The sequence below is a fragment of the Gordonia terrae genome, from assembly GCF_001698225.1.
GTDB classification, from domain to species: Bacteria; Actinomycetota; Actinomycetes; order Mycobacteriales; family Mycobacteriaceae; genus Gordonia; species Gordonia terrae.
The window spans coordinates 1,090,227-1,110,133 of the sequence record NZ_CP016594.1 but is presented as its reverse complement, the minus strand read 5'-3'; the positions used below and the strand labels follow the sequence as shown (position 1 = coordinate 1,110,133).

Below are 19,907 nucleotides of genomic sequence, written 5' to 3'. Positions count from 1 at the left end.
CTCAGCCCTTGAACCCGACGCTGAAGTCGTGCCCCCACAGACTCACGGCGGTGCTCTCCCGGGCGATCCACTCGTCGTCCTTCACGGTTCTTCCCTCACAGCCGAACTCGACGTCGAAGCCGCCGGGCGTCTTCATGTAGAAGGACAGCATCAGGTCGTTGACGTGGCGGCCGAGAGTGGCCGACATCGGCACCTTCTTGCGCAACGCCCGGTCCAGACAGAGCCCGACGTCGTCGGCGTTCTCCACCTCGACCATCAGATGCACGATGCCGGTGCTGTTCGGGATCGGCAGGAACGCCAGCGAGTGGTGACGTGGATTGCACCCGAGGAACCGCAGCCACGGCACCTCGTCGCCCTCTTCGCGGCCGACCACCTGCGGAGGCAACCGCATCGAGTCGCGGAGCTTGAATCCCAGTACGTCCCGGTAGAACTCGAGTGCGGCCTTGTCGTCGGAGCAGGTCAGTACGACGTGGCCCAGGCCCTGTTCCTCGGTGACGAATCGGTGCCCATACGGGCTGACCACGCGCCGGTGCTCCAGCGCGGCACCGTGGAAGACCTCGAGGGTGTTGTCCGCCGGATCGTCGAAGACGATCATCTCGGCGACGCGACGGTCGGCGATCTCCTCGTCCTTGCCCTCCCGGAAGACCACCCCCGCACGTGCCAGGCGATCCCGGACATCCTGCAGCTCTGCGGCATTCGCGACCTCCCAGCCGGCGCTCGCGAGCCGGTCGTGCTCGGACGGCACGATGACCAGCCGGGCGGGGAAGTCGTCCATCCGCAGATACAGGGCGCCCTCGGTGAGACCGGAACCCTCGATCATGCCGAGGACCTTGAGGCCGTAGGTCCGCCACGCCTCGATGTCGGTGGCCTCGATCCTCATGTACCCCAACGAACGGATCGGACTGTCACTCATCTGCTGACTCCTGTTTGTGCTCTTGCCGACGGTGCTGACCAGGCCCTTCGAGACGCCCTCGATCCCCCTGCTCCCTGAGGAGCGAGCTTGCGAGCGTCACGAAGGGTCACACCATCGTGTCGCCGATGGGAATCCCGAACTCGCCGTTGCCGAATGCGACGTAGGCGCGTTCGGGGTCGTTCGCTGCGTGCACGCGTCCGGCGTGGGCATCGCGCCAGAAGCGCTGGATCGGCGTCCCGTTCTCCAGCGCGTGGGCACCCGAGTTCTCGAAGAGCCGGTCGATCGCGGCGATCGCACGCCCGGTCGCACGCACCTGGTCGCGTCGGGCAGACAAACGCAGCTCCATGGGGATCTCTTCGCCGGCCAGGATCAGGTCGTACTCGGCCTGCAGATTCCCCGACAGCTGACGCCAGGCGGCATCGATGTCGCTGGCGGCCTCGGCGATCCGGACCTTCGCGAACGGATCCTCCTTCGCCTTCTCACCCGCGTAGGCGGCACGCACCCGCTTGCCCTGGTGCTCGACGTGGGCGCGGTAGGCGCCGTACGCCATGCCGACGATCGGCGTCGCGATGGTGCTGGGATGGATGGTGCCCCAGGGCATCTTGTACACCGGCGCGGTGTTCCGCTCCAGGCCCGGACTCTGCCCCATCGACATCGTGCGCATGCTGAGCATGCGGTGCCGAGGCACGAACACGTCCTGGACCTCGATGGTGTTCGACCCGGTACCCCGCAGCCCGACGACGTTCCACACGTCCTTGATCGTGTAGTCCTCGCGCGGGATCAGGAAGCTGACGAAGTCGACGGGCTTGCCGTTCTTGATGACCGGACCCCCGACAAAGACCCAGTCAGCAGTCTCGCAACCCGACGACCACGCCCACGAACCATTGACCTTGTAGCCGCCGTCGACGACCTCACCCATACCCATCGGCGCGTACGACGACGAGATGCGGACGTTGGTGTCCGAACCCCAAACGTCCTCCTGCGCCTGCTGATCGAACAGCGCGAGGTGCCAGTTGTGCACGCCGATGATGCCGGAGACCCACCCGGTGGACCCGCACGCCGACGCGATGCGGCGGACCGCTTCGTAGAAGGTGACCGGGTCCACCTCGTAGCCACCCCACTGCTCGGGCTGCAGCAGCCTGAAGAAGCCTGCGCTCTCGAGGCTCGACACGGTCTCGTCGGGGATGCGGCGCAGATCCTCGGTCGACTGCGCGCGCTGCTCGAGTTCCGGGAGCAGGACGTTGATCTTCTCCAGGACCTGCTCGGCGGCTTCGCTCCGTTGTGCTGGCATCTCGCCTGCTCCTACTCGTCTCTCCCTCGACCGGCACGCCGGCCGCTGTAACCATCGAGTTCGAGATTAGAACACGTTCTCATTTCTGTCGAGCACTGCGACTTTATGCCCATGTACAGGCCCGATCGCCCTCGAAGGAGGCGATCGGGCTGACAAATCTGAAACGTGTTCTAGTATTGGGTGCAGTTCTTCGACGCGACACGAGCCACAGACAGGAGAGGGCACATGTCTTCAGGACCCGAGACGATGACCCCGAGCAGCCCCGGTGCGCCGAGCGCAGCCGCCGCCTCCGACGGGGCGGACGTGGGCATCCGGGAGATCGACACGGGTGCGCCACCCACCCGCTTCGCGCGGGGCTGGCACTGCCTCGGACTGCTCGAGGAATTCTCCGACGGCAAGCCCCACTCGGTCACGATTTTCGGCACCAAGCTGGTGGCGTGGGTGGACACCAAGGGCGAGGTCAACGTACTCGACGCCTTCTGCCGACACATGGGCGGCGACCTCTCCCAGGGCAGACTGTCCGGCGACAACGTGGCGTGCCCGTTCCATGGCTGGCTGTGGAAAGGCAACGGACGCTGCGCCGGCGTGCCCTACGCCAAGCGCAATCCGAAGCTCGCCAAGACCCGCTCGTGGCCGTCGATGGTCCGCAACGGCCAGGTCTTCGTCTACAACGATCCCGAGGGCAACCCTCCCCCGGAGGAGTGCATCATTCCCGAACTCGAGGAGTTCGGGTCCGACGAGTGGACGCCGTGGACCTGGAACCGCATCGTGATCGAAGGCTCCAACTGCCGCGAGATCATCGACAACGTCGTCGACATGGCGCACTTCTACTACGTCCATTTCGCTCTCCCGGACTATTTCAAGAACGTCTTCGAGGGTGAGATCGCCGCGCAGTACATGAATTCGCACGGCCGGCCCGACGTCACCCTCGGCACCAACTACGGCGACAGCCGCCTCGAATCGATCGCGGCGTACTACGGGCCGTCGTACATGCTGAACCCGATGATCCAGTACTACGGCGGATATGCCGTGGAGACCATCCTCACCAACTGCCACTACCCCATCGACGAGAATTCTTTCGTCTTGATGTACGGCGTGATGGCCAAGGTCCCCGAGGGCCTGACCGCCGAGCAGGCGTCGAAGATGGCGACGAAGATCAGCGCCGGCGTCGAGGTGGGCTTCCTGCAGGACGTCGAGATCTGGAAGAACAAGACCCGTATCGACAATCCCCTGCTCGTCGAGGAGGACGGCCCGGTCTACCAGCTCCGCCGCTGGTACGACCAGTTCTACGTCGACAAGGCCGAGGTCACCGACGAGATGACCGGCCGGTTCGAGTACGAGATCGACACCTCCAAGGCTCTCGAGAGCTGGAACGAGGAGATCCAGGAGAACCTGCGTCGCCAAGAGGCCGAGAAGGCGACCGAATCCGCGGCCTCGGACTCCGCCGAAAAGGCCGAGGTCTGACGGTGACCCGGGCAGCAGGGGTTCGCGTGGGTTCCGACCGTTGGGCCAAGGCGCCCGACTTCCACGACGATCCGGACCGGCTCGCCCGGGTTCACGAGGCCACCCGCCGCGACCGCGAACACTATCTGCAGGGCGGGATGCGCGAGATCGAGTGCCGGGCGTGCCACGCCTGCGTGCTCGTGAAGAAGACGAGTTCGTTCCACACCAGCGTGCAGTGGAACGCCGACGCCCGGGAGCGCTGCCTCGGCCTCGAGCAGATGCGCGCCGGCGGTGACGGAGGGAACGGCGATACGGGGAACGGCGATACGGGGAACGGCCCGCTGCTCCCCGGCGCGATGATGCCCACCTGCGCCCGACTGTCGGCGAGTATCGACCACGGGGTCACCGAGGGCATCATCCCTGCCGAGTCCCCCGCCTCGGATCCCGACGGCTACTGGTGACATCGGCGCCGGCAATTAACTACAGCCGCAGCACCATTAGTTAACACAAGCCTCAGGCATCACAGCGGTCACACCTTCGTCACACCTGGGGAACGACGGACGACACGCCGAGCCACCTCGGCCAAGCTGTCGTCATGTCCGTATCGATGACGCGTGCCACGCGCGTGACCTGCACCATCGCACTCACCGCCGCGCTGTCGGTCGGTGTTCCGCTCGCCGGCTCGCCACTCCTCGACACCGGTCGTGCCGCGGCCGCGGGATCATCGGACTCCTCCGGGTCGGTTCCGATCTACCTGCCGGTGCCGACCACCGTCGGCCTCAACGCACTCGGGGCGGCGATCACCCAGATCGGCAAGCCGTACAAGTGGGCCGGCGTCGGCCCGCATTCGTGGGACTGCTCCGGGCTGGTGCGGTGGGCGTTCTACACGACCGGCGTCCAGCTCCCCCGGACCAGCCAGCAACAGGCGAAGGTCGGACACGCGATCCCGTTCCGTGCACTCGCACCGGGGGACATCATCATCTTCGGCCGCGACGCCGGGCACGTCGGCATCTACGCGGGCGCCGGTCGGGTGTTCAACGCCTACGGCCCCAACGGCGTCCCGATCGGTTTCACGAAGCTGAAGGACATGGGCTACATCAAGACGATTCGTCGGTTCGGTTGATCTCGACTCGGTCGGCGGCACCCGCACGCGGCCACACGGTGCTCAGCACCCAGAATCCGACGACGACCAGGAGCAGGATCGCGACCACGACGGTCCCGATCAGTCCGTAACCCGCCTGCATCTCGGGGAGGTCGGCGTCGAGCGCCTCGGACACGCGGTCGGAGAACAGATGCGCGGCGGGGTCGCTCAGCGTGCGGATGCCGACGACGAGCACGATGACCGACGCCAGCCCGATCAGGCCGATGGCGGACGGCCGCAGGCGTGGGCGCCACCAGCCGAGGGCGGCGACGAACGCGATCACGGCACCGAGCACCACCACGCTCAGGCCCGGGCGGCCGGTGTTGTCCTCGAAGAAGAACGCGACATCGTCGTCGCTGGCGCCCAGGATCGTGACGCGTCCCAACCCGGTGATCGACGGCTCCACGCCCTCATCGGTACTGCCCCACTGCACCTGTGCCAGGAGCACCAGCAGCAGACCACCCGCCAGCATCGTCGGCCACGCGAGGCCGCGGAGTCGTTCGACCGTCCCTGCATGCTTGGTCATCCGATCAGGGTGCCATGAGCCGACGTCGGTGGATATGAGTCGGACTCTCCGCAACGCCGTCCGCGACCGATGAGTTTGCGCGACCCTGTCAGTCAGAAGTTCCGACGGGCAGTCGTCCACCAGTTCACGCGGAGCAAGAAAGAGGACCCAGCAATGGCCGAGTATGCAGCCCCTTCCGGGGCACCGATCTGGTTCGACCTGATGAGCAGTGACACCGCGAAGGCCGAGGAGTTCTACGGCGCGATCTTCGGCTGGGAGGCCGAGGCCCCCGACGAGGAGATGGGCGGTTATCGCAACTTCCACAAGAACGGCAAGCGGGTGGCCGGGCTGAGCCCGGTGATGGAAGGCGCCGGGCCGCCCGACATCTGGACGGTGTACCTCCACACCGAGGATGCCGACGCCACGGTGAAGGCCGTCGAGTCGGCCGGGGGCTCGATCATGGTGCCGCCGATGGCCATCGGCGAGGAGGGCACGATGTTGATGGCCTTCGACACCGCGGGGGCGGCGATCGGGTTCTGGCAACCGAAGAATCACAAGGGGTACACCGAGTTCGGCGAGCACGGCACGCCCTACTGGTTCGAGTGTCAGAGCATGGACTACGCCAAGTCCGTCGAGTTCTACCGGACCGTGCTCGGCGCGCGCATCGAGGAGGTCGGCACCGGTGGCGACCCGGACGCCGTCGGGCCCGACAGCTACGGCCAGATCTTCTACGGTGAGGCGTCGTACGCGGGGATCATGGACTCGGTCAAGCTCTTCCCGGCCGGGGTGCCGTCGTTCTGGCAGGTCTACATCACCGTCGACGATGTCGCCGCCACGGTGAAGCAGGCCGAATCGCTGGGCGCGGAGATCCTCATGGCCGGCGAGGACACCCCATACGGGACGCTGGCCGCCATCAAGGATCCGATGGGCGCCCTGATCTGTCTGGGACATCCGCCCGCCGGCATGTGACGCGCGGCCGCGGTAGGACTCGGTTCGCACCGAGTCCTGCCGCGCACGTCATCGGCGGCGTCGAACGTTCATCCCGCCGCAACGCGATGGCCGACGGCACCCTGTAGCGTCCGACTTCCACAGACACGATTCACCGTCATATCGCGTGGAACTCGTCGGCGTAGAACAGGATTCGCATGTCGGCACACGATTCGGCCGTCCCTCCCGCCTCCGTGCAGAGCTACCTCGACGAGGTCCCCACCTGGCGAGACGGCACACCCGCCACCGCAGGCGCGATGACCGCCATGCAGAAGCGGATCTGGCTTTTGGCCTCCGCAGGCAAGTTCCTCGAGGGCATGATCGTCTTCATGGTGGGCGTGGCCCTGCCGTTGATCATCGACGAATTCGGGCTCAGCTCAGCCCAGTCCGGCGTCGTGACGGCCGCGCCGCTGCTCGGCATCATGGTCGGCGCGTCGGCCCTCGGCGGACTGTCCGACCGGTGGGGTCGCCGCCAGATGTTCTTGGCCGAGATGATCCTGTTCACCGCCTTCCTGGTCGGCGTCACGGTCAGCACCGGCTTTCCGATGTTGGTGGTCTGCCTCATCGGCATGGGACTGGCGTTGGGTTGCGATTACCCGACCGCCCACACCATGATCTCCGAGACCATGCCGACCAGCATCCGGGGTCGAGGAGTGCTGGCAGCGTTCGGTTTCCAAGCCGTCGGCGCACTCGCCGGAACCCTGGTCGGAGTGATCATCCTCGGCAATCGCGACGAGTTGTCGGACTGGCGCTGGATGTTCGGTGTGGCGGTCGTACCGTCCGTACTGGTGATCGTCGGCCGGCTCTTCGTCGTGCAGAGCCCGCACTGGCTCCTCGGGACGGGCCGGGTCGACGAGGCGGAGTACGAACTGAAACGCCTACTGGCTCGCCGACCGCAGTACCCGACCACCGTCACCCTCACGCGCCACGACGGATCCGGGTCCGGCGCCACCTCGACCACCGATGTCACGGCACTCTTCCGCCGACCCTGGCGACGATCGACGATCCTGGCCTCGATGCCGTGGTTCCTCCAGGACCTCGGGACGTACGGGATCGGCATCTTCACCCCGACGATCATCGCCGCGACGATCGGGACCGCCGCTGCGAACGACTCGACCGTCAGCGGCGTTGTCGCCGACGACCTGCACGGCACCGAAGGCGCGGTCCTCATCGATGCCTTCCTGCTCATCGGCATCGTGCTGGCGATCTACCTGGTCAACAGGTTCGGCCGAATCCGGTTGCAGGTCTTCGGTTTCCTCGGCTGTGCGGTCGGATTGGTGATAGCCGCCGCATCCACCCTGCTCGACGGCACCCTGCAGATCATCCTCGTGTTCCTCGGCTTCATGCTGTTCAACCTCATGACCAACCTGGGTCCGAACTCCATGACCTACCTCCTCGCCGGCGAGGTCTTCCCCACCTCGCTGCGCGGGACCGGCGCGGGCCTCGCCGCCTCGGTCGCCAAGGTCGGCGCAGTTCTCACCGCCTTCCTGTTCCCCATCCTCCTCGACGCTTGGGGAACGGCGATGATCGTGCTCCTCCTGGCCGGAACGTCGATGCTGGGCGCGTTCGTCACCTGGACCTTCCGAATCGAGACCACCGGACTCAGCCTGGAGGACGTGGACCGGATGCATGAGGCACCGGTGCAGACGGGACCCGTGCACACTCCGCAACCCGCGCCCACCGGAATTTCGTAGCGCGAAGGCGCGCCACCACACAAACCGATTCTCGCTACGAGATCCCGGCGGGCGGGTCTTTCACACTGTGGAGTTGTCAAAGGTCGTGCGGCGCCGGGTCGACGCCGGAGGGTCTGGTCTTCGCGAAGCGGTTATACGAGGGCGTCGTCGAGTCGCATGGTGCGCCGGTTGTAGGCGGGTCGGGGTAGGCGTTTCGGGTCGATGTCGGCCGGTGGAATCAGCCACGGATGCCGGTCCGGACCCATCACCACCTGCCAGCCGTGGTGATGGACCTGGGTATGACAGCGTTGACAAAGCAGGCACCCGTTGTCCAGATCGGTGGGACCACCATCGACCCAATGGACCAGATGGTGAACTTGCGTATGCGCTGCCGGCGCACCACATTTCACACAACACCGGTCCCGCACGATGATCGCCTGCCGCAGGTGGTGCGGGAACAGACGTTTCGTCGTGCCCATCCGCAACGGCACCCCCTCGTCGTCGAGGACGATCTCGGCCACCCCACCATCACACGACAGCCGGCGCGCCGACGATGCCGACACCGCGCCGACCCACGGCAGGCGTGCCGGGTCAGCGCAGTCGGCGGGGATGGTCACCAGGGTTGGGTGCGGGGTGCGCCGGCGGTGGTCATCGCCGCGCCGATCACAGCTTGATCCAACAGCAATTCCAACGCATCGGCACGGCGCTCGGCCGCACCGCGACGATCCGTCGCGCCGTCGGGTTCGGGACGCGGACAGGACCGTTCGTCGATCATCGACACGAACTTCTCCCCGATCACCGCGGTCACATCTCCCGTAATCGCGACCCGGCCCTCCTCGGTGATGTGGGTGTGCACGGTGTTCAGCGACGCGTCATCGGCCGCCGGCACGGTGCTGGGGTCGGTGTCGGCGACCCGCTGGGCGATCCCGCGGGCGTGGCCGTCGATCTCGGTCGGGGTGGCGCCGGAGAATGCCTGCGCAAGCAATTCGCTCTCATATCCGCAGCGCTCGTCGTCGGACAGCGCTGTGGCAGAACGTTTGTCGATGAGCGCTAACCCGCGGATCACCGCGTCGACACATTCGGCAGACAGATAGCCCTCGGCGGCACAGTCTCCGACCTTCGGCACCGACTCCACTCCGCCGGCGATGCGCACATAGCGGTGCGCGGCCGCGGGCGGAATGCCCATCTCGATCAGTGCGTTCCGTGTGGTCGACCCCGCACGCACTGACGCGCCGGATGCGTCGAAAAGCGCTACATGCACGGCGATCTGGTGATCCAGCACGTTGCGTAGCACACGCAACTCGTCGAGCCGCTCGTGCAGGGCGCGGCCACTACCGTCGTCGGGTGGTGACGGCAGGGAGATGAGGGTGTCACGGAGCTCGGTGATCGAGGGCATGACACCAAGCTACTCGCAATCACGTTCGACGACGAGATTTCTCCACAGCCCTCATCGTCATCGAATCCTGTTGCAAAGCAACCATTGTTACTCGTGCCCCAGCGGTGGACCGTGGTGGACTGTGGTGAACAGAAACCCCACCAGTCACAGCAGCCAAGACGTCCTGTGCGGGTGCACCAAGACGCTGAATTCAGCGGACCTCTACTTCACGGGGACCACAGGAGCGCGGCGGAGTTCTCCCGACACCACCCCGCGGACCGTGCGAACCGCCACCACGCTCCATGCCACCACGAGGACTGCGAACCCGGCGACGGCCACGACCTCGAAGACCGTCCCGCCGACGGTGAGGGCCAGCGCACTCGAACCCGTGACGTAGGTGCCGAGGGGGAAGGTGAACGCCCACCAGGTCATCGCGAACGGCATCCCCGACCTCAGGGTCCGCGCGGTGAGCCGAGCAGCCACGCCGATCCAGAGGGTGGCCGCCACCCAGACGGCGAGGCCATAACCGACCGCAAACGAATGCAAGGTCTCAGCCATGGGCGCGTCGACGACATGGGGTGCGACGTGGGCCAGCAGGCACGCCGCGGTGACCGATTGGCCGAGCGGTCCGAGGACGATCCACCAGGTGGGGACCATGTGCGCGGCGCCGACGTCTCCGGTACGCAGCCGCGCGGCCAACGCCCACATGATGGGGAGCGAGGCGAGTGCGGCCAGGACGAACATCGCGCAGCCGATTCCCATCACTACGTGCGACGCCCAACCCGCGGGCAACTGTGAGGCGAGCACCGCGGCCCCCGACGCCGAGACCATCGGGGGGACGACCGGCATCAGCCAGCCGCCGAAGGCGTCGCCGACCGACGCGCGCCCGACGATGAGATGCCGGTACGGGATGACCACCGCGGTGACGACCCCGCCGATCGTGCCGACGACCCAGCACACGAGATCGATCGCCAGCGCCAGGTCCCGGCCGATCACCGTCGCTCCGACGACCATCGTGCTGGTCCCGACCGTCATGATCGCCATCGGTACGGCACCGTAGAAGTGGGCGACGACGCGGTGGGCGTGATGACCGCGGGCGACCTCCGGGTCGCGGACCCAATGCCGGACCGTCGCAATCAGCACGACGCCGAACACCACGCAGGCCAACAGCCAGAAGACCGTCGCCACCGCCGCCAGACCCGCCGGCTGCCAGGGCAGGCTGTGGGCGGCGATCGCGATGATGCCCGTGCCCATCACCGCGGCGAACCAGTTGGGCGGCACGTAGGAGGCGCGACGCCGTCCCACCACACGGGCTGGTGCGGTCGCGAGGTCCGTTGCTGCGAGTCCGGTGGTCGCGGTCGTCGTGGTCATGTCCATCACGTTCCCGCGAAACCCACGACGCCGGTAGGACCCGAATCCTTGGCAGGATACAACCGCCGTTTGTACCCGGGGTACCACCGATGCTTGTACCCTCGAGCGATGGTGCTGAGTCCGCGGATGCCCGACCTCGCGTCGCTGGAGACCCTGCAGGCAGTGGTCGGGACGGGCAGCCTCAACGCCGCCGCGACCCAACTCGGCGTCACCCAGCAGGCGGTGTCAGCGCGCATCCGCGCCATGGAGACGCAGCTCGGCGTCGCCCTGCTGACACGCACACCGCGCGGATCGGTGCCCACCCAGTCCGGGCGACTCGTCGCCGAATGGGCCGACCGCCTGCTGACGTTGGCCGGCGAATTCGACGCCGGGCTGGCCGCACTACGCTTCGAACGACGTGACCAGCTACGTCTGGCCGCCAGCCTGACCGTCGCCGAGCACCTCCTCCCCCGCTGGCTCGTCTCGTTCGCCGCTCAGCATCAGCCCGCTCCCAAGGTGTCGTTCACCGCGACCAACTCCGATCACGTGTACGACCTGGTCCGTGCGGGGGACGTCGAACTGGGTTTCGTGGAAGGGTCCCGCATCCAGACCGGTCTGCGCAGCCGGACCGTCGCGCGCGACGAGCTGATCCTCGTCGTACCGCCGGGTCATCCGTGGACGCGGCTGCGGCGGCCGGTCACGGCCGCCGATCTCGCCCGCACGCCATTGGTGACGCGTGAGGAGGGCTCGGGCACCCGAGAGTTTCTCGAGCGCGCCCTGACCAGGACCCTCGGCCCCGGACGAGAGGCCGCGCCACCCGTCCTGGAACTGTCCACGACGGCGTCGGTGCGGGCAGCGGTGATCGCCGGCGCCGGCCCGGCGGTACTCAGTGACCTCTCGGTCGCCGACGACCTCGGCCACCGGCTCACCCACGTCCCGATAACCGACCTCGATCTCGCCCGGCCGCTCCGCGCCGTGTGGCTCTCGGGCCCACAACCGACCGCCGGCGCCGCGCGCGACTTCCTCGCGCACATCAGCCGAAGCTGAGCGATGCGCGCACTGTGGGGCCAGATCAGCCGAGCGAGAAGGGCTTCCCCCACAGCGTGGTTTGGCTCTTCGCGGTGTCGGTGTTGACAAGGATCGTCATCCGCGCCCGCGCCTGGGCGTATCCCCCACACCCGTTGACCCGCAGCGCCTGACCACCGTACGTGACCGAACCCGCGTTCCCGCGGAACTTGTACCCGTTCAGCTTGGCGAACGGATTGTCGGCATCCACAGAATAATTCGGTTGGTCGATGATCGGCACATAAGTCGCCTGCCCCGGTCCGAGGGTGAGCACGCTGCCGGCCGTAGCCGAGGTGACCGTCTCACCGTTCGTCGTGGAGTTACCACTGTTGGTCAGACCACCCGAGAGGTCGACCTGGCAACCGACCACATACCCGCCGGAAATCACTCCGCTCTTGGCTTTTCCGGAGATCGCGACCCGCACGGTCCCCGAGACGAGAACCTCCCGGCTCGTCGGTACGTTGGCCACATTGCCACCGGGACGACTGACCTGCTCGTCCACCAGTCGCGCCACCATCGACGTACCACCGCCGAGGTCTTCCCGCACCATGCCACCGGGCAACGGTCCGCTGTGCGCCACTCCCGTCCCGACAACCGTCGCCGTCACCCCGGCGATCGTCGCCGCAGATCCGATCATCTTCTTCATGCTGACATTCATCTTCAGACTTCCATTTCGTGATGCGGGCGAGACGCCCACACGGCCAGAATCGACATCAGTTGAGGCTGAACGGTTTTCCATACAGAACGGATTGCACGTAAGCGCCCGACCCGGCTACGTAGGCCGTGTCGATCGAGTAACCGTCGACGACCTCGACCTGCGCGTACGACCGCGCTTGCGCGAACCCGCCGCACCCCTGCACCTCGACCTCGACATCTGAGTACTTGAACATCCCCGTCCCACCGGACACCGGCTGAGTACTCAGTTGGACCGCCTTGATCTGCCCGGGGGCGAGAGGGAACGAGATACTGCCGGTCGCCGACGGTCCCACAGCCGTGACCGTGCCGGAGATTCCCGCTGACAGCCTCCCGATCGACACCTGGCAACCGACCAGGTAACCGACCCGCAGGTTTCCCGACGCCGCCTTCCCGAATCGTGTGACAACCTTGCCCGACAGCACCGCCGAACGCCCGACACCGTTGCCCGCCATCGACTGGCCCGGCATCGCCGACTCGCCGGTTCGCCAGATCTCCACCGCCCCCGCACCCTCGCCAATTCGCTTGTAGCCATCCGACAGCGGTGCTGCGGTCGCAGCTCCCGCCCCCATGGTCACTGTGGTGAGCGCCGCCGCCACCAACACCAGAAGTCTTGCTTTCACGCTTCACTCCATCGCTCGATCATGATCGACACCAAAGACGTGCCCGCTCGATGATCGGTGGATCACCGAACCAGGCTCTCGACCGTGTCTTGCCGAAAGCTTGCACTCAGTAACACATTTCGGACGGATGTCGGGATAGCACATCTCCCTCGTGGTGGGACACCGTCTCCCGATGAGTTGACGCACCCATCCGGCCCCACATCGGCCGGCGCCCCCAAACGATCCTCGGTGCCGAGGAAACAGGATCGAACCCGCCACATAATGGAAACCGCCCGGACCGGGTGAGACCCGGTCCGGGCGGTGATTAGGGAGCGATCGTCGTAATCGACCGCTGTTACGCACGCACGATCTGCGGATTACACCCCGGCGTTCGCGTCCTGCTTCTTCTTGAGCTCGAGCGCGATGTCGATGAGCTGGTCCTCCTGACCGCCGACCAGTTTGCGGCTGCCCGCCTCGAGGAGGATCTCCGCAGCCGAGACGCCATAGCGTTCGGCATGCCCCTCCGCGTGCTTGAGGAACGAGCTGTAGCAACCGGCGTAGCCCATCATCATCGCCGAGCGGTCGACCAGGCACTCCGACGGCATGGCCGGACGGACGACATCCTGTGCGGCGTCGGCGATCTTCATGAAATCGACGCCGGTGGTGATGCCGAGCTTGTCGCACACACCCACGAAGGCCTCGGTGGGCGTGTTGCCCGCGCCCGCCCCGAATCGCCGGATCGACCCGTCGATCTGCTGCGCGCCCGCGCGGATCGCGTTGACCGAGTTGGCAACCGCGATGTCGAGGTTCTCGTGCCCGTGGAAACCGACCTGTGCGTCGTCGCCGAGTTCGGCCACCAGGGCCTGGACCCGAACGGTCACGTCCTCGAGGACCAGCGCACCGGCGGAGTCGACGACGTACACACACTGACATCCGGCATCGGCCATGATGCGGGCCTGCTTGGCGATGACCTCCGGCGGCTGGCTGTGGCTCATCATCAGGAACCCGACGGTCTCCAGACCGAGATCGCGCGCGAGTCCGAAGTGCTGGATCGAGACATCGGCCTCGGTGCAGTGCGTCGCGATGCGGCAGATCTGACCGCCGTTGTCCTGCGCCGCGCGGATGTCGTCCTTGGTGCCCAGCCCCGGCAGCATCAGGAAGGCGATCTTGGCGCGCTTCGCCGTCTCCGCGGCGGCCTTGATCAGCTTCTGCTCAGGGGTTTTGGAGAAACCGTAGTTGAACGACGACCCGCCCAGACCGTCACCGTGGGTCACCTCGATGACCGGCACGCCGGCCTCGTCGAGTGCGCCGACGATCGCACGCACCTCGACCTCGGTGAACTGGTGACGTTTGTGGTGGCTGCCGTCACGCAGTGATGAGTCCGTGATGCGGATGTCGAGGGTGTCAGAGTACTTGCGCGCGTTCGCCATCAGCTTCGGGTCGCGCGGTGTCAGAACCACATTGGTGCTCATGCGGGGACTCCCAACTTGGTTTTCGCGATCTCTTCGCCGACCTTCGTGGCGGCAGCGGTCATGATGTCCAGATTCCCGGCGTACGGCGGGAGGAAGTCCCCCGCTCCCTCGACCTCGACGAAGATCGATACCCGGGCGTGTCCGCCGTTCAGGACGCTCGGCGGGTCGAACTGGGGATCCTGCAGCAACCGGTATCCCGGCACATAGGCCTGGATCTCCTTCTCCCGCCGGTGGATCGACTCGGCGATCGCATCTGTGTCCGCATCCTCGGGGATGGCACAGAAGATGGTGTCGCGCATGATCATCGGCGGGTCTGCCGGATTCAGGATGATGATCGCCTTACCGCGCCGCGCGCCGCCGATCGTCTCCACTCCCGCCGAGGTCGTCGCGGTGAACTCGTCGATGTTCGCGCGGGTGCCCGGCCCGGCCGACACCGAGGCCACCGACGCGACGATCTCGGCATATGGCACCGGCACAACCGAACTCACCGCGTGCACCATCGGGATGGTCGCCTGACCACCGCACGTGATCATGTTGGTGTTCGGCGCATCGAGATGCTCGCGGAGATTGGCCGGCGGTACCACCGCGGGGCCGACGGCAGCGGGGGTCAAGTCGACGGCGATGATGCCCGCTTCCTCATACTTCGGTGCGTACTCGCGGTGCACATAGGCCGAGGTCGCCTCGAAGATCAGATCCGGACGCTCCGACGACGCCAGCAGCTCGTCGGCGCCGCCGCTCATCGTGATGAGGCCATGATCGGCCGCGCGCTTCATGCCCTCAGAGGCGGCATCGATGCCGACCATCCAGCGCGGCTCGATCACCTCGGAGCGCTCCAGCTTGTACATCAGGTCGGTGCCGATGTTGCCCGACCCGATGATCGCTGCGGTCAGCTTGGCTGCCACGGGTTCCTCCTCATACTCTGTGAAAGTTGTTCAGATCTAGCTGAAGTCGAGCGTGACACTGCCGAGGCCGGCGAAGTCGGCCACGAAGTGATCGCCCGACGAGATGTCGATGGCCCGCGTCGCGGTGCCCGGGAGGATCACGTCGCCCTTGCGCAGGCGCACCCCGAAGCCCTCGACCTTGCGCGCAAGCCAACTCACGGCATTCAGCGGATGACCGAGCACCGCGGACGAGTTGCCCTTCGCGACGATCTCGCCGTTGCGCGTCAGCGTCGCCTCGATGTCACCGGTGTCGATCTCGGAGATGGGGACGCGTTGCTGACCGAGAATCCACCCGCACGACGACGCATTGTCGGCGATCGTGTCGCAGAGCGTGATCTTCCAATCCTTGATCCGTGAGTCGATCAGCTCGATCGAGGGCACCACCCAGGCCACCGCGTCGATGACGTCCTCGTTGGTGCACCCCTCGCCCGGGAGATCCTCGCCCAGGATGTAACCGACTTCGACCTCGACTCGCGGAAAGCACAACTTCCGCGTGTCGATGGGGGCGTGTTCGAAGTACTGCATGTCGTCGAGCAGGTGGCCGTAATCGGGTTCGTCGACGCCCATCATCTTCTGCATGGCCTCCGACGCCAAGCCGACCTTGTGGCCGGCGACCTTCGCCCCGGCATCGAGCCGCTTGCGGATGTTGATCAGCTGGATCTCGTACGCGTCGACCACATCGAGGTCGGGGTGGGCGTCAGTGGGCCGGTCGATCGCCGTCGCCGACGCTTCCGCGCGGGCCAGATCGGCCGCGATCTGCTCCCGAATCCCCTGTTCAACCGCCATCGTGCCCTCACCTTCTCAACATGAACGCGTTCTAGTTTAGAACACGTTGCAGTTGTGGACCGCGTGTCGGTCCGATCGGCGACCTGACGCCGTCGAAGTCATCTGACCATCGGAGGCAGCGTCACGGTGGCGCTCGTCCCACTCAGCGAACGAAACGGGCAGCGTTTCTGGCGCTCGCGGTTCAGTCGTCCACGGCCCGGCGCCAGAATCCCGGATCACGTGGGATCGGCAGCCCGTGGTCGTCATGCCGTACGAGGTCGCGATAGCGCCGAGCCGCCTCGTCTATGTCATCGAGAAGCTCACGAGCCAGTTGGATCTCGGCGTCGAAGTACCTCTGGGACCACCGCAGGCTCATCTGCGAAAAGGCCCATGCCGGCTCGTGATCGGAATGATCACCGTGGGCAGCAGCGCTTCGGGCACGCTCGGTGAGGTTGTCGATGTGCGCGAGGACCAGCTTCTTCAGTTCGTCGGGCTCCGCGATGTGGCCCATCCACAGACGCAGCATCACCGAGTGCTTGAGTACCGGCAGCTCGACCTCGGCGTCGCGCGACCAGTCCCGGAGCGCAGCCACCCCGTCGTCGGTGATTCCGTACAGCCGTCGCCCACGCTCGCCGTCGACCGTCACCACGCGGGAGGCTACAAGTCCGCGCTCTTCCAGCTTCTTCAGTTCTGCATAGACCTGGCTCACCGAGGGGCTCCAGTAGAAGAAACCGATGCTCCAATCCGCCCACTTCTTCAGGTCATTGCCCGTCAGTTCTTCGCCGAACGACAGCATTCCCAACACGGCCCAACTGGTCGCCGGCAGACTGAGGTGAGCGGCATCGTTTCCCATGGTCGCCTACCTTACAAAGTGGGCTGCCTCAGTCACTGCGCCGCTTGAGAGACCGTCACGCCCATCCTCGTGAGCATTTCCCGCGGATCCGACGGCGGCGACAGTTCCAGGAGCTGCTGGCCTCGGCGATGCGCCGCAGCGATACAGACCGGGTCGTCGGACCAGACCCAGAAGTCGCCTGCCGCGATCTGGTCGACCATGTGGGCGGCCGCCTCGACCGGGTCGAGCCCGCGTTCGACATTGTCGCGCTGCATGGCCGCGAACACCGCATTCGCGGTCGGATTCGTGGTGGGCGCGTCACGCTGGGCCGACCGGAAGATCTCACTGCGGATCGAGTAGGGAACGACCGCGCTGACCTGGATGGGCGCCCCGACGATCGAAAGATCCTGGTGAAGGCATTCGGTCATGGCCAGCACCGCGTGCTTGCTCACGATGTACGGCGCCTGCACCGCCACGGAGTTGAACCCACCCACCGAGGACAGATTTGCGACACACGAGGGCGTTCCGGCGGCGATCATCCTCGGCACGAATGCCCTTATGCAGTGGAACACACCGTCCACATTGATCTGCATGAGTCGTCGCCACCGCGCCTCGTCGATCTCCCAGAGGAGTCCCGCGGACTCCACACCCGCATTGTTGATGAGGAGTTCGACGCTGCCGTATCGAAGGTATACGTCGGCCGCGAAGTCCTCGACGGACTGCGCGTCCGCGACATCCACCACGTGCGCACTTGCGCGCACCCCCGTCGACGCTTCCATGTCGGCAACCAACGCAGCGGCCCGGTCCCCGTCGATATCCGCCACGGCGATGTTCATCCCGATGCCGGCGAGATGGCGCGCAAAACCCTCGCCTATTCCGGCTGCGGCCCCAGTGACGACCGCGGTACCCGCCGCGAATCTTTCTGCTGCTTGTGAGTTCACGGAATCGACCTCGTCTGCTTCGGTGCTGGTGTGGTCATGGTCGTCAGAGTCCGGTCGCGGAGATGTTGGGATTCGCCCACTCCGGAGGGGCCAATGGTGGGAGTTCGGCGCTACCATCCACCGATCTCACCGGTGTCCCGGTCGCCCAGGGGTAGTGGAGACTGAATGCCACCAAACCCGTTCGCTCCGAGGCCGATTCGGTGCACATCTCCAACACCGTCTGCGCAAGGTAGTCCACTGGTTCGGTGTCATATCCGGCCGGAAGCAGGGCCTCCGCCCCGGGGGTCATGATCGCGGTCGACGGCCCGACGGCGTTGACGGCGATGTTCGCGTCGAGCAGCTCGGCGGCGAGACCCTGGGTGAAACGGTGCTGCGCAGCCTTCGCCGCAGCATAGATCACGTCGCCAGAGGTCTTGTTGTACTCACGGAACGGCCGGATGGGACTGAGAGCAGTGGAGGAACCGATGTTGACGATCCAGCCGGCGCCGCGTGCACGCATATGGGGAATGGCTCGCTGCGCGAGGATGAACGGAACCTTGACGTAATGCTCGATGGTCCGATCGAACGTCGCGGACGTCATCGTCTCGATCGACGCATAGTCGGCAAAGCCGGCATTGTTGACCAGGATGTCGATACCACCGGTGGCTGTGACCACGTCGTCGATGAGATCGTCGCGCTGCTCGGGGTCCTCGAGGTCCGCGGTGATCGCCACCGCCGCGCCGCCGGCATCGGTGATCAGCTGGACGGTCTCGTCCAGGGTTCCGGACACCACGACTTCTCTGCCATCGCGGATCGACGGCGACGGTCCGCTCGACCGTGCCGTGACCACCACCGTCGCACCTTCCGACGCCAGCCGCTGTGCGATACCCCGGCCGATACCTCGACTGCTACCGGTGACAAGAGCCACTTTGCCCGTCAACCGTTGTGTCACTTGGCACTCCAGATCGTCTCGTCCGACTCGCGGCCAAGGATCTCGCGCATCATTCGCCAGACCTCCTCGCGAGCAGGTGGGGTGAGGGACAACTGTGGGAAGGTGAGGAATCCGTGGAACAGCCCGTCGAAGCGGTGTGCGATGACCGGAACGCCCGCGGACTCCAGGCGCTTGGCGTAATCCTCCCCCGCCGAGCATGGCGGATCGAGCTCAGCCGTGGCCACGACTGCCGGTGGGAGACCCGTGAGACTTGCCGCGTTGGTCGGGATGACCAATGCGCTGTCACGCCCCTCCGGGGCGTACTGGTCCCAGTACCAGCGCATCGCCGCGGTGGTGTTGTAGTACCCGACGCCGAACCGGCGATAGGACTCCGTGTCGAGGTCGTCGTCGATGACGGGGTAGAGCAGCACCTGAGCGACGACCGCCGGACCACCGCGGTCCCGTGCTGCCAGACTCACCGTTGCCGCAAGGTTGCCACCCGCGCTGTCACCCGCCAGGGCGATCCGGTCGGGGTCCCCGCCGAACTCCTCGATGTGCTCGGCTGTCCAGCACAGGGCGCGGTACACATCTTCCATGGCCGCCGGCGCGCGGTGCTCGGGAGCGAGGCGATAGTCGACGGCGACCACCACGACGCCCACCGCCTGAGCCATCGACCGGCAGAACTCGTCATGGCTGTCGAGGTCGCAGAAGACGAAGCCACCACCGTGGGCGAAGACGACCACGGGAAGAGTCGGATCCGAGTCACCAGTTGGACTGTGCGGCACGAAGACACGGAGCCTCAGATCGCCACCGGGACCGTCGATCGTCAGGTCACGTGCCGTCGCCATGTCGGGTTGCCTGGCCAGCGGCGCCCGCCGCGCTCGGATGATATCGCGGAGTTCAGCGGGATCATGCTGGGTGACGTCAGGGAATCCCGCATCCAGCGCGGCGAGCATTGCCTCGACGTCGGGATGCAGATCCGTGCGGCGCGGACCCGTCTCCGGTGAT

19 protein-coding genes and 1 pseudogene are annotated in these 19,907 nt (G+C 66.2%); 6 read left to right on the top strand and 14 right to left on the bottom strand.

Annotated elements, in window-relative coordinates:
• Position 1: 1 nt before the first annotated feature.
• Together hsaC and hsaA are read right to left on the bottom strand one after the other, a co-directional pair.
• Positions 2 to 913 (bottom strand): iron-dependent extradiol dioxygenase HsaC, encoded by a 912-nt coding sequence (gene hsaC / locus BCM27_RS05115; RefSeq protein WP_004023127.1) that lies wholly within the window; start codon positions 911 to 913, stop codon positions 2 to 4.
• A 106-nt stretch (positions 914 to 1,019) separates the two neighbouring features.
• Entirely contained in the window at positions 1,020 to 2,204 is a 1,185-nt protein-coding gene (gene hsaA / locus BCM27_RS05110; RefSeq protein WP_004023126.1) for a 3-hydroxy-9,10-secoandrosta-1,3,5(10)-triene-9,17-dione monooxygenase oxygenase subunit, read from the bottom strand.
• A 225-nt stretch (positions 2,205 to 2,429) separates the two neighbouring features.
• Between hsaA and BCM27_RS05105 the strand changes: the two genes are divergently transcribed.
• The 3 genes from BCM27_RS05105 to BCM27_RS05095 all read left to right on the top strand — a co-directional run bounded on the left by BCM27_RS05105 (position 2,430) and on the right by BCM27_RS05095 (position 4,770).
• On the top strand, positions 2,430 to 3,668 hold the full coding sequence (locus tag BCM27_RS05105) for a 3-ketosteroid-9-alpha-monooxygenase, oxygenase component (protein WP_004023125.1): 1,239 nt from the start codon (positions 2,430 to 2,432) through the stop codon (positions 3,666 to 3,668).
• 2 nt (positions 3,669 to 3,670) lie between these two features.
• Complete coding sequence (locus BCM27_RS05100; protein WP_373278306.1) at positions 3,671 to 4,108, top strand: hypothetical protein; 438 nt, start codon at positions 3,671 to 3,673, stop codon at positions 4,106 to 4,108.
• A gap of 134 nt (positions 4,109 to 4,242) precedes the next feature.
• Positions 4,243 to 4,770 (top strand): C40 family peptidase, encoded by a 528-nt coding sequence (locus BCM27_RS05095; RefSeq protein WP_033204395.1) that lies wholly within the window; start codon positions 4,243 to 4,245, stop codon positions 4,768 to 4,770.
• Here BCM27_RS05095 and BCM27_RS05090 read toward each other — a convergent pair.
• Positions 4,745 to 5,314: a hypothetical protein gene (locus BCM27_RS05090; protein WP_004023122.1), complete on the bottom strand. Its 570-nt coding sequence runs from the start codon at positions 5,312 to 5,314 to the stop codon at positions 4,745 to 4,747. The genes BCM27_RS05095 and BCM27_RS05090 overlap by 26 nt on opposite strands.
• A gap of 153 nt (positions 5,315 to 5,467) precedes the next feature.
• Between BCM27_RS05090 and BCM27_RS05085 the strand changes: the two genes are divergently transcribed.
• Positions 5,468 to 6,262 (top strand): VOC family protein, encoded by a 795-nt coding sequence (locus BCM27_RS05085; RefSeq protein WP_004023121.1) that lies wholly within the window; start codon positions 5,468 to 5,470, stop codon positions 6,260 to 6,262.
• A 176-nt stretch (positions 6,263 to 6,438) separates the two neighbouring features.
• Positions 6,439 to 7,974, top strand: coding sequence for an MFS transporter (locus BCM27_RS05080; protein WP_004023120.1), 1,536 nt, complete (start codon positions 6,439 to 6,441; stop codon positions 7,972 to 7,974).
• Positions 7,975 to 8,105: 131 nt separating this feature from the next.
• On the opposite strand, the pseudogene BCM27_RS25720 reads toward BCM27_RS05080, so the two are convergent.
• Positions 8,106 to 9,349, bottom strand: a pseudogene (locus BCM27_RS25720) (HNH endonuclease).
• Positions 9,350 to 9,550: 201 nt separating this feature from the next.
• Positions 9,551 to 10,705 (bottom strand): TDT family transporter, encoded by a 1,155-nt coding sequence (locus BCM27_RS05070; RefSeq protein ID WP_004023154.1) that lies wholly within the window; start codon positions 10,703 to 10,705, stop codon positions 9,551 to 9,553.
• A 102-nt stretch (positions 10,706 to 10,807) separates the two neighbouring features.
• Between BCM27_RS05070 and BCM27_RS05065 the strand changes: the two genes are divergently transcribed.
• Entirely contained in the window at positions 10,808 to 11,725 is a 918-nt protein-coding gene (locus BCM27_RS05065; RefSeq protein WP_004023155.1) for a LysR family transcriptional regulator, read from the top strand.
• Between the two features lie 25 nt (positions 11,726 to 11,750).
• Here the strand turns inward: BCM27_RS05065 and BCM27_RS05060 are convergent, their stop codons facing one another.
• The 9 genes from BCM27_RS05060 to BCM27_RS05020 all read right to left on the bottom strand — a co-directional run bounded on the left by BCM27_RS05060 (position 11,751) and on the right by BCM27_RS05020 (position 19,855).
• Positions 11,751 to 12,401, bottom strand: coding sequence for an MspA family porin (locus tag BCM27_RS05060; RefSeq protein ID WP_004023156.1), 651 nt, complete (start codon positions 12,399 to 12,401; stop codon positions 11,751 to 11,753).
• 55 nt (positions 12,402 to 12,456) lie between these two features.
• On the bottom strand, positions 12,457 to 13,059 hold the full coding sequence (locus tag BCM27_RS05055) for an MspA family porin (RefSeq protein ID WP_004023157.1): 603 nt from the start codon (positions 13,057 to 13,059) through the stop codon (positions 12,457 to 12,459).
• 356 nt (positions 13,060 to 13,415) lie between these two features.
• The gene (dmpG, locus tag BCM27_RS05050; RefSeq protein WP_004023158.1) at positions 13,416 to 14,510 is read right to left on the bottom strand and encodes a 4-hydroxy-2-oxovalerate aldolase; all 1,095 of its coding nucleotides are present in this window, start codon (positions 14,508 to 14,510) and stop codon (positions 13,416 to 13,418) included.
• Positions 14,507 to 15,412, bottom strand: coding sequence for an acetaldehyde dehydrogenase (acetylating) (locus BCM27_RS05045; RefSeq protein WP_004023159.1), 906 nt, complete (start codon positions 15,410 to 15,412; stop codon positions 14,507 to 14,509). The genes dmpG and BCM27_RS05045 overlap by 4 nt, the downstream gene beginning before the upstream one ends.
• Positions 15,413 to 15,448: 36 nt before the next feature.
• A complete protein-coding gene (locus tag BCM27_RS05040; RefSeq protein WP_004023160.1) occupies positions 15,449 to 16,237 on the bottom strand; it encodes a 2-keto-4-pentenoate hydratase in 789 nt (262 codons plus the stop codon).
• Positions 16,238 to 16,418: 181 nt separating this feature from the next.
• Positions 16,419 to 17,069: a PadR family transcriptional regulator gene (locus tag BCM27_RS05035; protein ID WP_004023161.1), complete on the bottom strand. Its 651-nt coding sequence runs from the start codon at positions 17,067 to 17,069 to the stop codon at positions 16,419 to 16,421.
• Positions 17,070 to 17,101: 32 nt separating this feature from the next.
• Positions 17,102 to 17,989 (bottom strand): SDR family NAD(P)-dependent oxidoreductase, encoded by an 888-nt coding sequence (locus BCM27_RS05030; RefSeq protein ID WP_004023162.1) that lies wholly within the window; start codon positions 17,987 to 17,989, stop codon positions 17,102 to 17,104.
• 43 nt (positions 17,990 to 18,032) lie between these two features.
• Positions 18,033 to 18,920, bottom strand: coding sequence for an SDR family NAD(P)-dependent oxidoreductase (locus tag BCM27_RS05025; RefSeq protein ID WP_004023163.1), 888 nt, complete (start codon positions 18,918 to 18,920; stop codon positions 18,033 to 18,035).
• Complete coding sequence (locus BCM27_RS05020; RefSeq protein WP_051987164.1) at positions 18,917 to 19,855, bottom strand: alpha/beta hydrolase; 939 nt, start codon at positions 19,853 to 19,855, stop codon at positions 18,917 to 18,919. The genes BCM27_RS05025 and BCM27_RS05020 overlap by 4 nt, the downstream gene beginning before the upstream one ends.
• Positions 19,856 to 19,907 lie beyond the last annotated feature (52 nt).